The organism is Sorangium sp. So ce362 (genome assembly GCF_051519845.1).
GTDB lineage: Bacteria > Myxococcota_A > Polyangia > Polyangiales > Polyangiaceae > Sorangium.
Genome location: NZ_CP150332.1, coordinates 11178880 through 11191929, shown reverse-complemented (window position 1 = coordinate 11191929; position 13050 = coordinate 11178880). Strand labels below are relative to the sequence as shown.

Below are 13050 nucleotides of genomic sequence, written 5' to 3'. Positions count from 1 at the left end.
GGGGGCCTTGTCTTTCACTCGAAGTAGACGCGCTGGATGAACTCGCCGTGAAGTGGGTCGAAGTCCTTGTCCGTCGTGATCAGGGTAGCGGATGCGGCCCGAGCACATGAGGCGATCCAGATGTCATTGTCGGACAGCTTCCTTCCCTTTCGTACCAGGTATGCGTGCATCGCGGCGTAGCCTTCCAACACGGCCTCGTCGTTGACATCGATCGGCACGAACTGTTCCAGGTAAGCGCACAAACGCCCTGTCTTGTCCCCACCCCAGCCGCGGTACTGCGCGAAGCCAAGCGCCTCGCCCACCGTGACGATCGAGATGAGCGGGCGCTCGGCGCGCTCGCCGAGGCCCATCGCCGCGTCGATCCGTCTGCCAATCTCGTTCCCCCGCACGAGATGGAGGATGATCACAGTATCGAGGAGGACGAGCCCGGTCATGAGAGCTCTTTGATTGCCTGGTCGAACTCCTCGTCCGTCTCGTCACCCGGCCATTTTCCGAAGATCGCGTTGACGCCGGTAGTTGCGGTCTGCGGCCTGTAGAGAGCTCGCTGGTCGATGCGACGACCGAAGATGGGTTTGGGGACCTTCGACCAGAAACCGGAGACCCCCTCCCCATCGTCGATCCTCTCGGCGTCTAGCCGAAGGATGCGCCCGGAAGGGCGGTACACCGCCCGACCATGGACCAGGACTCGACGGTTCAGGAGCACGCCGGCTGCGTCGACGCTCCCCGCAGTGAGCACGCCCCGGATCTCCTCTCCGTCATCGAGCTTGATGGCAAAGGACTGGGTGCTCACCCGAACCATGTCGAGCAGTCCAGCGATCCGCACGGCCTGGGTTCTTGGCGTGGATGCGCTGAGCTTTCTTGCGGTCTCGACGGTGGCCCGGTCCAGCACGGCCTCACCGGGAACGCCCGTCCGGTGCTCCTCGACACGGAGCGCATTGAAGCCGGACTCGAGCAGCCGGCCGAAGTGAACAAGGTGCTGGAGCAGGGGTCGATCGAAGCGCTCGCTGTCGGAGTTGCCGGCGCCGACGTCCTGGAGGACCCCAGCCAGCACGTCGAACCCTGTCCATCCGGGAGGAGGCCGGGTCGGCCACATTTCCGTTTGGAGGTAGAGCTCCGCGGCGGCCTCGCCCAGCTCCGGGGCCTCGAAGTGCAGGGTCGTATCGTCGTTGCCCTCGACATCGACGAGCCGGATATCGCAGGCGGCGTTGAACCAGGCCCGAGGCCGTCCGGTCGTGACGCTCCGCCCCTCGAAGGCCATCAGGACGGAGCGTCGGACCGCAGCGTCGACCTGCTTGAGGGCGACGCCCAGCGGGGCGGGGGGCACGCGATGGCCGAAGCGCTTGGGGCTGGAGAGGCGAATGGCGTGGTGGACGATGGGCACGGCGGGCTCCTTCGGGATCGTGGCTCGGCCGGAACCGGCTGGAGAAGGATAGCGCGAATGGGCGCCGCCGTGCACGGCGGAGCGTCAGGTGTCCGGCTGCTGAGCGAAGTACTCCGCCACCTTCTCGAGAAAGTTCGGCTGGAGGGACGATGCGAGCTGAAGCTTACGGATACCCTCGACGGTTTCGCACAGTTTGTTGAACGGCAGGAAGCCGCACACCTTGGGAAGGGCCTTCTCGCGCAACGAGAAGGTCGGGCGCTGGATTTCCTGCTCGACCTTGTCGCGGCGCTCCTCGGACGCGACAAGGTATAGCTTGATATCAAGGTTCGGCTGGAGGAACAGGAGATCCGACATCCGGAGCAGGCCGGAGTAGACGGACGTGGTGCACTCGACCTCAAAAGCCGCGACGATGGAGTTGCCCTTCAGCCAGAGCACGTCGATGACCTCGATGGTCCGCGTCGTGACCTCGTTGAACTGCGTGGGGAGCTTCTGGGCCATGCGCGACAGCTCGCCGAGCTTCTTGCCCTTCCACGTGCGAGAGCGATCGTTGCGCGCAACCCACACGTCGAGGCCCATCTCGGCGCCGAGCGTAAGGAGCGTCCACTGGATCTCGGTGTGCCGCGTGGTCGCCGTGGGCCCTTCGTCTTCCCTCGCGTCGTGCAGCGGCGCGGGCGGCTCCTCGGGCTCGGGCACGGTGACGTGCGCCTCGATCTTCTGGCCTCCCTCGCCTTGCTCGACGTAATACCGGAGCTTCCGTGCGAGCTTCCAGGCCGGGACGGCTCGAAAGACGGGCTTTTTCCGCGCGCCTTCTATCAGCTTCACAATGAGCGCGCCGTCCTCGTCGCGCTGGAAGCGGTTCGGCGACTTGCGCAGGAAGCCCTTGAATGTGCCCTTCAAGGAGGCGTCCGCGTAGAAGTCCACGCGCCCCTCCAGGTCATCGAGCGGCACGCCATGCTCCGGCTTGAGCAGGATCCGAGGCTGCACGTCGAGTCGAAGGGGGAAGACGTCGTCCTTCCAGATCTTCGCTTTCGCCTTGCTGGGCCCGATGACGTCGAGCACCGCGACCCAGCGTGCGACTCCGGTGATGTAGCCGACGATTGTATCGCCGGGCTTGATCCTCTTGAATGCCGCCTCGTTCTGTGCGCCCGCGCGAAAGCCTAGTACCTTGGCTTCGGCTTTCTGGAACTCTGCGTAGGTGGTACCGTTGAAGCTGCCCAGCCAGTAGGTCAAGGTTCTACCTCCGTCTCCGAGGCACGCCGACGCGGGGGCTGACGCCGCGGCTGTTTGCGTTCGGCCGTGTTCTGAGTGCTACGGATGCGCTCGAGCAGCACGCTCGCCGGCTCGTCGTTCGGATTTTGCGGGACGAGCTTGCCCTCGAAGGCGTGCTTCAGGATGGATTGGCGGAGGCGCCGCCCGCGGGCGAGCTGGGCTCGGACGGATTGCTCGACTTCGTCAGCGACAGAGAGGAGGCGATCGACCTCGGCCAGAATGCGACCTTGTTCCGAGAGGGGTGGAAACGCGACGGGGAGTTCGCGAAGATTATCGAGGTTGAGACCCGGTTTTCCCGCTCCGTATGCAACTCGCTCCAGTCGCCGACGCCCGTGCGCTGGTGACACGATCCATGCATGGAGAAACGCGGCGCTCTCGACCAGAGCTGGCCGAACAAGTCCAACGTGCTGGCTTACGTATGCCTCCCCTAACTCCACGACCACACTGGCTGTCTTCGTAACGTTAGCACCAGTGATGGTGACGAGCAGATCGCCCCTTTTGATACGGGTACGTGTTCCCTCCTCGCTTCCAGTCAGATCCACACGCGCTATATTTTCACGCACCAAACAATCGGTCTTGATATCCTGTGCGCGAATAAAAAGCGGACCGACATCGGAATACCGGTCCCCCCAGCCGCGTGACCCGCTCGTGACCAAGCTCGTGATCTGCCCGAGGCGAGTCCTCGTCCATCCTTCCGGAAGCTCCGGCAATTCGCTCCTGCTCGGCGCCGGCGGCTCCTCATACTTCGCCTTCCATCGCTCGTCGCGAGGCACCTGCCCCTTAGCGCTCATCTTCGCGAGTTGATCCGCCTCCCACCGCGCGCGGCGCTCGTGGAGGATACGCCGGAGCAGCACATCGCCAGGCTCGTACTCGCGCCCCTCCTTTTTCGCGAGCTCGGCCTCGGTGGGCACCAGCCGCCCCTCGCATGCAGCCTTGAGGACGGCTGCGCGGTAGCGCTTCACTTTCGCGAGCACCCGCTCGAGTGAGGCCACCCCGGCATCAACGTCCGAGAGGTGCTGCTCAACTGCTGCGACAACGCTTCTTTGTTCATTCAGCGGTGGTACGCCGATCCTCACGGAAGTGACGTCTTCCTGCGAGAGCTTCCAAATGCCCGCCGTAGTCTTCGCCTTCCGTTCTAGCTGTCCTCGAACTTCGGGCGACGACCATATCGTAGGCACCCATCGAGTCTGCACGATCGGAGCCGCGAAACGAAATCGAATCATCGTGTCAGGAAAGATAACGGCAAACGGCGGCGTACCGGCCAGAGTTCCACGCCCGAGCAGGTGAAGGCTCCCGTTGCCACGCGACACGAAGAAATCATCCGCCTTTACCTGAAGACCCTCGACATCCGCACTCTCCACTGGCAGATAGCGAACAGCGGAGTAATCAAAGCCGCAGTCGCGCATAGCGTTCAGCTTCAGCGCACGCACGCCAGGCGGCTGATCGGCACCTTTGACAGAAAGCCCATTGGATGGGCGCTCCGCCAATAGCTCACCCACCGTGGCCCACGCCCATCCAGGCGGCAGCTTGCTTGTTATCACGCCGCCAGCACCTCGTTCAGCTCCTCCATCACCTTCTCCAGCTCCGCCCCAAACACCCTCGCCGCCTTCCCCACCCCGCCCATCCCGGCGAACGGCGCATACTCGAAATCGTCAACCGAGATCTCCAGGTTCGCCGCCATGTGATCCCGTATCGCCTCCAGCCACGCCCGCTGCTCCGCCGAGAACCGTCGCCCCTGGTTCGCCTGCTGCGTCATCCACCGCTCGAACCGCTCCTGCACCCGCTCGCGGAAGGGCACAAGCTCTTCCTCCTGGTGCAGCGCGAACCGCACCAGCGACACCACATCCGTGAGCAGCCGCCCCGACCCCACCCCGCGGACCTTGTCCCGCTCCAGCGTCTCGTACGCCCGCCACAGCACCTCCGGCGTCCACTGCCGCGGCGGCGCCTTGATGGCGTCGGCGAGCGCCTTCACGTCCTCCGGCTTGAGCCGCTGCCGGTGCGGCCGGCTGTAGAGGATCTGGAGCGCCGTGATCTGGTCCCGGTGCTTCTGGCAGAACGCCTCGAACGTGGTCGTCAGCGCCTTCGCCCGCTCCTTCGCCTCGTCCGAGAAGCCCGCCGCCGTCACCTCGTCCTTCGTGACCGCGTCGATCGTCTGCTCCAAGCTCTTCTTCACGTCGGTGAGCGCCCGGCGCAGCTCCGGGCTCGCGCGGAGCGGCTGCACCGCGTCGCGCAGCATCTCCTTGGTCACCTTCTCCAGGACGCTCGCGGGCGGCGCCGCGCCCGCGGACAGCCCGGCGACCACGCGGGCGCGCTCGGCCTGCGCGTCGGGGTCGAGCGCCTCGACGAGCTTCGCGCTGATCTCCGCCAGGGTGCGGCCCCCGGCGAGCTTCGCCAGCATGGCCCGCTCCTCCGCGCCGATGCGCCGGTCGAGGCGCGCCAGCCGGCCGGCGAGCGACGAGAGCACGTCGGCCTTCGTGCTCCCCTGCGCCGCCGCCTCGAGCAGCTTCTCGAACCCCACCGTGCGGTTCTTCTCGAGCGGGAGCGCGTCGATGAGATCCGTCTCGCAGACACCGACGCAGTCGACCAGCACGAAGCGATCCTTCGCGCGCGCGTCCGGCGTGACCGCCTGGAGATCCGTCGGGTTGATGACGCGCACGCCGCGGCCCTTCATCTGCTCGAAGAAGTTCCGGCTCTTCACCGCCCGCATGAACATCACGATCTCGAGCGGCTTCACGTCCGTGCCCGTCGCGATCATATCGACCGTGACCACGACGCGCGGGTTGTAGCTGTTGCGGAAGGACGAGAGCAAGTCCTCCGGCTTGAGCCCGTTCGACTTGTACGTGACAACCTCGGTCTCCTTGCCGTCAGGCCCGAGCCGCTTCTCGACAATCCGTGCGGTGCCCGTCTTGTAGGTGATCTTCTCGCAGAACTCGTTCCCCTTGCCGAACTCCTCCCGGAGGGTCTGCACGATGTCGTCGGCGTGGCTGTCGTCCTTGGCAAAGACGAGCGTCTTCGGCACCTCGCGCCGGCCGGGGAAGATCTCGGTGAAGAGCCTGTCACGGAAGGTGCGGACCACCGTGCGGATCTGATCGAGGGCGACCACCTGGCGATCGAGCGCGGCGGCGTCGTACGTGAGGTCGTCGTCGAGCAACTCCCACCGGAGCTTGCGCGTCTGCCGGTCGCGCCGGCCGACGACCTCTTCAGGACCGGCCTCGACCGTGGCGCCCTTCTCCGTGATGCGGGTGCGGATCTTGTAAATGTCGTAATCGACGTTCACGCCGTCGGCCACGGCCCGCTCGTGGTCGTAGTCCATGACGAGGTTCTGGCGGAAGAAGGCAAAGGTCTGCTTCGCGGGCGTCGCCGTGAGGCCGATGAGGAAACCGTCGAAGTACTCGAGCACCTGCCGCCAGAGCGAGTAGATGCTGCGGTGGCACTCGTCGACGAAGATCGCGTCGAACGCCTCGATCGGGAGCGCCGGGTTGTAAGCGACCGGCACGGGCTCCCCGAGCATCTCGCTCAGGCTGACGAGGCCGAGCTCCTCCGCTTCGGGCGGGAGGTCCGCCTCACCCTTCAGCATGGAGTACAGGCGCTGGATCGTGGTGATGACGACACGCGCCACCGGATCGAGCTTGTTCGAGGTGAGCCGCTGCACGTTGTACAGCTCGGTGAACTTCCGGCCATCGTCCGGCGTCACGTACTGCTGGAACTCCTTGAGCGCCTGGCGCCCGAGGTTGTCGCGGTCGACGAGGAACAGCACCCGGCTCGCATCGCCGAACTTGATCAGCCGGTAGATCGAGGTGATCGCCGCGACGGTCTTCCCCGCGCCGGTGGCCATCTGGAGGAGGGCCCGAGGCCGGTTGTCCCGGAGCGACACCTCGAGGTTGCGCACCGCGCGCACCTGCGCCGTTCGCAGGCCTGCCTCGGGCACGTCCGGGAACGTGAGCAGCCGCGCGCGGAACGACGCGGGACGCTGGCTGAGCGGATCGGGACGCCCGTCGACGCGCGGCAGAAACACCGGCTCCGACGTGATCCAGCGGCTCAGGGTCTCGGGCTTGTGGAAGTGGAACACGCAGCGGCTGCGTGGATCGGGGTCGAGACGGTTGGTGAACGCCGTCTCGACCCCGGTGGACTGGTAAAGAAACGGCAGAGGCCGCACCGGCGCTGACAGGTGGTCCGGGAGCCCGGCGGAATACTTCTCGGTCTGCCCCTCCACCCCGGTGAGCGTGGTGCCTACCTCCTTCGCCTCGATGACACCGACCGCCTCTCCATCGACATAGAGCAGGTAGTCGGCGAAGCCGTGACCGCGCTTCAGCGGGAACTCCCGGATGGCGACGCCACGCGCCGCATCGAGGTTCATCGCCTGCCTGTCCTGCACGGCCCAGCCGGCAGCGGTCAGCGCTTCGTCGATGGTCTTCCGTGCGGCATCTTCAGGGCGAGTCATGGGCTGGATCGGGGAGCGTAACGAAGGCGGCAGGGCGGCGTCGATGCTTGTGTGTCGGCACACGGCGCTTCGGCAGCGAAGCTGCCGGGAGGATACGCCGGTAGGAGAACGGAGCCGGGACGCACCGCCCGCGGCAGGGGCGCCGGGGTACGGTCGCCTTGACGGTGTGCGAGATTACACGCGATGATGCCCGGTCATGGGGAAGGTGACGGCGCTCGGGCTGGACACGGTCCACGAGGGATCGGGCCACCAGATGACGGGCATGGCGGTGAGCGTGTGCACGACGCCGGCCGCGCCGAGCCCGCTGCCGATCCCTTATCCCACGATGGGCACGGTGGCCGAAGGGGTCATCGATCCGCCGATGCGGACGAAGATCGAAGGAAGGAAGATCCTGACGGTCGGCGGGTGCATGAAAGCGTGTCACGGCAACGAGCCGGGCACGTTGAAGGAGATGTTGAGCCTCAACACGGGCGGTCCGTGCTTCCCGTGGCTCGGGGCGCCCAACGTGCTCATCGAGCTCGGGATGGCCGGGATCACCGGCAGCATGGGGCAGATGAACAAGTCGGTCACCGCCGGCGCCGGGACGAGCGCGAGCGGGGCCGGCGGCGCCGGGGGCGCGGGCGGCGGCGGGGGTGGCGGCGGCGCGGGCGCGCCGGGCGGACGCGGGCCGAGCGCGCCGGGCGGCGGTGGCGGCGGCGGCGGCGGGGGCAGCCACAAGGGGGCGAAGGCGGGGAAGTCGTCGTCGCCGCCGGTGGACCAGTGCACAACCGAGGGGCACCCGGTCGACGTGACGGACGGCGCGGTGGTCGACGCGGCGACGGACATCGCGGCCTCGGGGAGGATCCCGCTCGTGTGGGCACGCCATTACCGCTCGTCGCGTCACGAGGAGCGAGACGCGGCGCTGGGGCCTGGATGGGCCTTTTCGTACGATCAGTGGGTTGAAGAGGGAGAGCGAGTCCTCGCGCTGCGGGATGGCGAGGGGCGGTGGATCTGGTTCGACAAGGTGGAGCCCGGCGAGAGGACATTCCACCGGCGCGAGCGGCTGGAGCTCCATCGCGACGGCGCGCGGGAGTACCGCATGGTGGAGCTCGACACGCGGCTCGTGCGGGTGTTCGCGGCGGAGGGCGGATCGGCGAAGGCGCTCTTGCGTGCGATCCGGGATGTCCACGGCAATGAGATCCGGCTGAGCTACGACGAGGGCGGGCGGCTCGTCCGGATGGTCGACACGGCGGGGCGAGAGCTCAAGGTGCGATGGGAGAAGGGGCGGATCACGCGCCTGGAGCTGTGGGCGGAGCGGCGGCTGGAGCAGTGGGTCGAGTACCGTTACGACCGCGCAGGATGCCTGATCGCGGCGGTCGATGCGATGGGCGGCGTGGAGGCGTACGAGGTCGATGTCCGCCACCGGATGACGGCGACGACGCTGAAGAACGGCGAGCGGTTCTGGTACGCCTACGAGGACCGCGACGGCTACCGTTGCCGGAAGACCGGCGGGCGGGACGGGCTCCACGAGGTGGAGCTCCGCCGCGACGAGCGGGCGAGGACGACCGAGATCCGCGCCGAGGAGCCGCGCGTGTACACCTGGAACGCCGACGGCCTTGTGACGCGCGCGGCGCTGCCCGACGGGACGGTGCTGTGGGAGCGGGCGTACGACGAGGATGCGCGCCTTGTCGCGGAGACGAACGGCGCAGGCGAGGGCGTGCAGACCTGGTACGACGCGCGCGGCAACGCCATCCGCGAGGTGGACGCGCTCGGCAACGAGACGCGGTGGGAGGTCGAGGACGACCAGATGGTGCGGCAGATCAGCCCCGAGGGGCTGGTGACCCAGGTGATGCGCGACGCGCGCGGCGAGGTGAGCGCGGTGCTGTTTCCGACCGGCGAGGCGTACTCATTCGCGCGCGACGGGTGCGGACGCGTCACGGGCGTGTACGGGCACGACGGCCAGCTGTCCGGTTACGAGCACGACGCGCAGCACAACGTCGTCGCCGAGACCGACGCCCGCGGCGCGCGGACTGTGGTCGCGCATGACGGGATGGGCCGGCCGGTGGCGCAGACCGACGCGCTGGGGCGGACCACGCGCGTGACCTACGACCGGATGGGGCGGCCGGTCCGCGTGGAGCGGCCGGACGGGACGAGGACCGTCGCGACCTACGACCGCGTGGGCAATCCGGTGCGCCTGGTGGATGCGCTGGGGCAGACGACTCAGCTCGCCTACCAGGGCACGGGCGTGCTGGCGCAGGTGATCGAGCCCGGCGGGGGCGTGTGGGGGTTCGAGTACACGAGCAAGGAGCGCCTGCACGTCATCACCAACCCCAAGGGGGAGCGGTACGTCTTCCGCTATGACGACGCGGGCCGGGTGGCGCAAGAGGACACCTTCGACGGGCGCACGCTGCGCTACGGCTACCGCAGCTCGGGGCGGCTCGGGCGCATCGAGCTCGCGGCGGACAGGACGTGGCGCAACCTGTTCTACGACCGCGCAGGGAACCTGACGGGCGACGAAACGCCGGACGGCGTGATCGGCTATGCGCGCGACCGGATGGGGCGGCTGCTCGGGGCCGTGCTCGAGGAGGCAGGCGGGCAACGCATCGAGACGTGGTTCGAGCGCGACGGGTTCGGCCGCATCGTGTGCGAGCGGCAGGGCGACAAGGCCGTGCGGTACGCGTACGACGCGCGCGGCCGGCGCGCCGAGCGCGTGATGCCGGACGGGGCGAGGACGCGGTATGCGTACGACGCGCTCGATGCGCTGAGCGCGGTCGAGCACGACGGTCACCGCGTGGCGTTCGAGCGCGACGTGCTCGGGCGGGAGATCCAGCGGACGAGCGGCAAGCTGGGCGAGGACGACGGCGCGGCGGCGATCGCGGTGCGGAGCACCTACGACGCGATGGACCGGCTCATCGAGCAACGCGCGACGGCGCCGGCGCCGGGGGTGCCGAAGGTGCTTGTGGCGCGGCAGTGGCTCTATGATGCGCGCGGGCGCGTCGAGCGCATCGACGACGCGCGCTGGGGGGCGACGGCGTACAGGTACGACCGCGTCGATCGGCTGCTGTCCGCCCAGCGTGGGGCGCGGCGCGAGGTGTTTACATATGATCCAGCAGGGTCGATCACGCGCATGCTCGAGGAACTCGCCGGGCGCGACGACCGGGGGCTGCCGGCGCAAGCGCAGGACTGGATGCAGCCGTCATGGCGGCTTGAGCCCGGCGGCGTGCTGCGTAGGACCGAGACGGCGGCCTACGAGGTCGACGCGCGCGGGCGGCGCACGGCCAAGGTCGAGCTGGCGCGTTACCGAGAGAACCACCCGCACGGCGGGGCCGCGACCGAGCAGGACATGACCCGGTACACCTGGGACTGCCGCGACCGGCTGCGCGAGGCCAGGCTGCCGGATGGCACCCGGGTCGCCATGACCTATGACGCCTTCGGACGGCGGGTGCGCAAGGAGGTGATCACCACGGCCCTGGTGGGCCGACCGCGCGGGGTGGAGTTCGTGTGGGACGGGGATGTGCTCGCGGCCGACGTCGACAGCGAGCGGGGGACGCGGACCTTCGTGCACGCGCCGGGGACGTTCGTGCCGCTGCTCCAGCAGCAGGACGGGCGCGTCCTCACGTACATCAACGACCACCTCGGCACCCCCAAGGAGCTGCTCGATCCACGGGGGCTCGTCGCGTGGGCGGCGGCGCACTCGGCCTGGGGCAAGCTCGCCGACGTGTGGCGCGACTCCACCAGCGTGCTCAACCACAGGACCCCCGTGGAGTCTCCGTTCCGGTTGCTGGGGCAGTACGCCGATGACGAGACGGGGTTCTGCTATACGCGCTTCCGGTTCTTCGATCCCGAGACGGGGGGGTGGTGCAGCCCGGATCCGCTTGGAGCAGCCGGAGGCCGACACCTGTTCACGTTTGACGGAAGCCCGACCACGCATATCGATCCATTCGGGCTTGCCAAGGGCAAGGTCCTCGGAGAGGCAGGAAAGGCGTGGGAGGAAGAGGTCAGAAGAATCAGCGGAGGCACCTCTCAGATCGTGGAGGGGCGCGAGATCGACTCGGTAACATCCGCAGAGTTCATCCAGGCGAAGGACTCACCGACCGCGGTCGAAAAGCCAAAGAACTTCCTCAGCAAGAGCACGAGAAACCAGATCAAGGAAACGGTCCGCCTCGCCGACGAGCACGGCAAAAAGACGGCTTATTGGTTCAAAGAGGAACCACACCCCGAAGTACGGAGCTACATCGAGGGCAAGGGCGCCGAAGTGCGTGTTGGCCTACCCCCATCGGCACAGGGGAAATGCTCCTCTTGATACCGGCGAACCAAACAGAAACTGGCACGAATCAGCGATCCAAGCATCCCTAGAGACGCACCATGTCGTATTTTTACTCGGTTCGTGGCTGGCTAGAAGTATCGCCCAACGACTTCTCGGAGGTTGTACATACCATCACCACTCTTCGCGAACGGTGGCAGCGCCATGACAAAGAGCGGCTCTACATGAAGGGCTGGTGCTGGAGCGATGAGCCCATCAACTGGACACGCTATCTGTTCTATGGCGCCGATGTCACAGAGGAAGGCTTGAGATTGCTCTGCGACACGATCCGCGACCTGGCGCTCCTGAAGGTGGAGCTTTCAGGATATTTCCATGCGCGAGGCGAAGACGGGGAGATCTGCATCATTTACAGGATCGACTCTGACGTATTGACCGAGGAAAGAGCGCCAGCTCCGGACTCACCCTGAGACTTCTTGATGAACCTGTCCCGTTCATCGCGATCGCCCGTCTGCTCCACCTGAGACTGTGCAGGATCATCCTTTCCGTCGATTGCGATCTAGAACGCGTCGGGCGGCGCAGGCGGCGCGGGCGCCTCCGTCACGGCCCTCTTCTTCTTCACCCTGGCCGCGGCGGCGCGGGGGATATGGAGCTCGTCCAGATAGCCGAACACCTGGGCGTCGAGGTCGGACGGCAGCTTCGGGTTGTGCTCGACCTCGTCCGTGAGGCCCGCCCGCAGGCGGGAGAGGAGGCCTATCGTGGCGGCGCGGAGCGCCCCCGCGCCCTTGCGCGAGGTCTCCTTCACGTCCGCACGATCGCTGAGCATGGAGTGGAGCCGCTCGCCGGCGTCGAGGAAGCCGCTGATCCAGTCATGGAGCGTCTCCCCGTCGGCGACAGGGAAGCGCTCCAGATCGGCCTTGTGCTGCTTGAGGAGCTTCTTGCGCTCGATGGCCGCCCTGGCCTCGTCCGCGTAGCTCGCCTTGAGCTCGGACAGCGCAGGGATGAACGCGCGGCGGATCCGCGTCGCCGCGGCGGCGCTCTCCGGCGAGATCTGCGGGTGCCGGAGGTACGCCTCGGTCAGGTGCCAGATCGCCTTGCCGAAGCTGTCATGCTCCACGTCGGTCTCCTCGAGCTCCGCCGCGAGCGCCTTCCCTCCGATCACGACGGGCGGAAGCGCCGAGATCTCCTCCAGCTTCTTCGCGAGCATCGGCTCGTACGTCTTGCCGGAGCTGGAGCGCAGGAGCGCCGATTTACGCTTGTCGAGCAGGTCGGTGAGTCCGAGCTTCAGATCGGACAGCGTGAGTGATTGCATCCGGCCGAGGATAGCCACGCCGGCAGCGGCGTCGAGCTGCCCCGACCGTCGGAAGTGTGCTCCTCGGGTGAGCCGACCGCGAGATGGCGTGGTGCCGACGGCGGCGCGAGGAGCCCAGGAGCCCTCGCCGGCATGCCGGAGCCCCACCGGCGAGGCGAGGAGGTGGCGACGAGCCTCCCTCGCGCCCCGGTGGCGAGGCGAACAGGTCGCGGCGAGCACCCCGGCGCCTCGGCGACGAGACGAGCATGTAGCGAGGAGCATGCCGGAGCCCCGCCGGCGAGGCATGGTGGTTGCGTCGAGCAGCCCTGATGCCCCGCCGGTGAGGCATGGTGGTTGCGTCGAGCAGCCCTGATGCCCCGCCGGCGAGGCATGGTGGTTGCGTCGAGCAGCCCTGATGCCCCGCCGGT

At 67.5% G+C, this 13050-nt stretch carries 8 protein-coding genes; 2 read left to right on the top strand and 6 right to left on the bottom strand.

Annotation, left to right across the window (positions count from 1 at the left end):
* Nucleotides 1-14: 14 nt before the first annotated feature.
* From WMF17_RS42920 to WMF17_RS42900, 5 genes are all read right to left on the bottom strand, one after another.
* On the bottom strand, nucleotides 15-434 hold the full coding sequence (locus WMF17_RS42920; protein WP_437646673.1) for a type II toxin-antitoxin system VapC family toxin: 420 nt from the start codon (nucleotides 432-434) through the stop codon (nucleotides 15-17).
* Complete coding sequence (locus WMF17_RS42915) at nucleotides 431-1381, bottom strand: hypothetical protein (RefSeq protein ID WP_437646671.1); 951 nt, start codon at nucleotides 1379-1381, stop codon at nucleotides 431-433. Before WMF17_RS42915 ends, WMF17_RS42920 begins: the two co-directional genes overlap by 4 nt.
* 84 nt (nucleotides 1382-1465) lie before the next feature.
* A complete protein-coding gene (locus WMF17_RS42910; RefSeq protein ID WP_437646669.1) occupies nucleotides 1466-2611 on the bottom strand; it encodes a hypothetical protein in 1146 nt (381 codons plus the stop codon).
* Nucleotides 2608-4191, bottom strand: a complete 1584-nt coding sequence (locus tag WMF17_RS42905) for a restriction endonuclease subunit S (protein ID WP_437646667.1) — start codon at nucleotides 4189-4191, stop codon at nucleotides 2608-2610. Before WMF17_RS42905 ends, WMF17_RS42910 begins: the two co-directional genes overlap by 4 nt.
* A complete protein-coding gene (locus WMF17_RS42900; RefSeq protein ID WP_437646665.1) occupies nucleotides 4188-7091 on the bottom strand; it encodes a type I restriction endonuclease subunit R in 2904 nt (967 codons plus the stop codon). The genes WMF17_RS42905 and WMF17_RS42900 overlap by 4 nt, the downstream gene beginning before the upstream one ends.
* A 196-nt stretch (nucleotides 7092-7287) precedes the next feature.
* On the opposite strand from WMF17_RS42900, the gene WMF17_RS42895 reads away from it, so the two are divergent.
* Nucleotides 7288-11373, top strand: coding sequence for a restriction endonuclease fold toxin (locus WMF17_RS42895; RefSeq protein ID WP_437646664.1), 4086 nt, complete (start codon nucleotides 7288-7290; stop codon nucleotides 11371-11373).
* Between the two features lie 62 nt (nucleotides 11374-11435).
* Entirely contained in the window at nucleotides 11436-11801 is a 366-nt protein-coding gene (locus WMF17_RS42890) for a hypothetical protein (protein ID WP_437646662.1), read from the top strand.
* Between the two features lie 89 nt (nucleotides 11802-11890).
* Here the strand turns inward: WMF17_RS42890 and WMF17_RS42885 are convergent, their stop codons facing one another.
* Nucleotides 11891-12643: a hypothetical protein gene (locus WMF17_RS42885; protein WP_437646660.1), complete on the bottom strand. Its 753-nt coding sequence runs from the start codon at nucleotides 12641-12643 to the stop codon at nucleotides 11891-11893.
* Nucleotides 12644-13050 lie beyond the last annotated feature (407 nt).

Bases quoted from the DNA above. Each gene is read 5' to 3' on its own strand.
- WMF17_RS42920 (WP_437646673.1), bottom strand. From the start codon at position 434: ATGACCGGGCTCGTCCTCCTCGATACTGTGATCATCCTCCATCTCGTG.
- WMF17_RS42900 (WP_437646665.1), bottom strand. From the start codon at position 7,091: ATGACTCGCCCTGAAGATGCCGCACGGAAGACCATCGACGAAGCGCTG.
- WMF17_RS42895 (WP_437646664.1), top strand. From the start codon at position 7,288: ATGGGGAAGGTGACGGCGCTCGGGCTGGACACGGTCCACGAGGGATCG.
- WMF17_RS42890 (WP_437646662.1), top strand. From the start codon at position 11,436: ATGTCGTATTTTTACTCGGTTCGTGGCTGGCTAGAAGTATCGCCCAAC.
- WMF17_RS42885 (WP_437646660.1), bottom strand. From the start codon at position 12,643: ATGCAATCACTCACGCTGTCCGATCTGAAGCTCGGACTCACCGACCTG.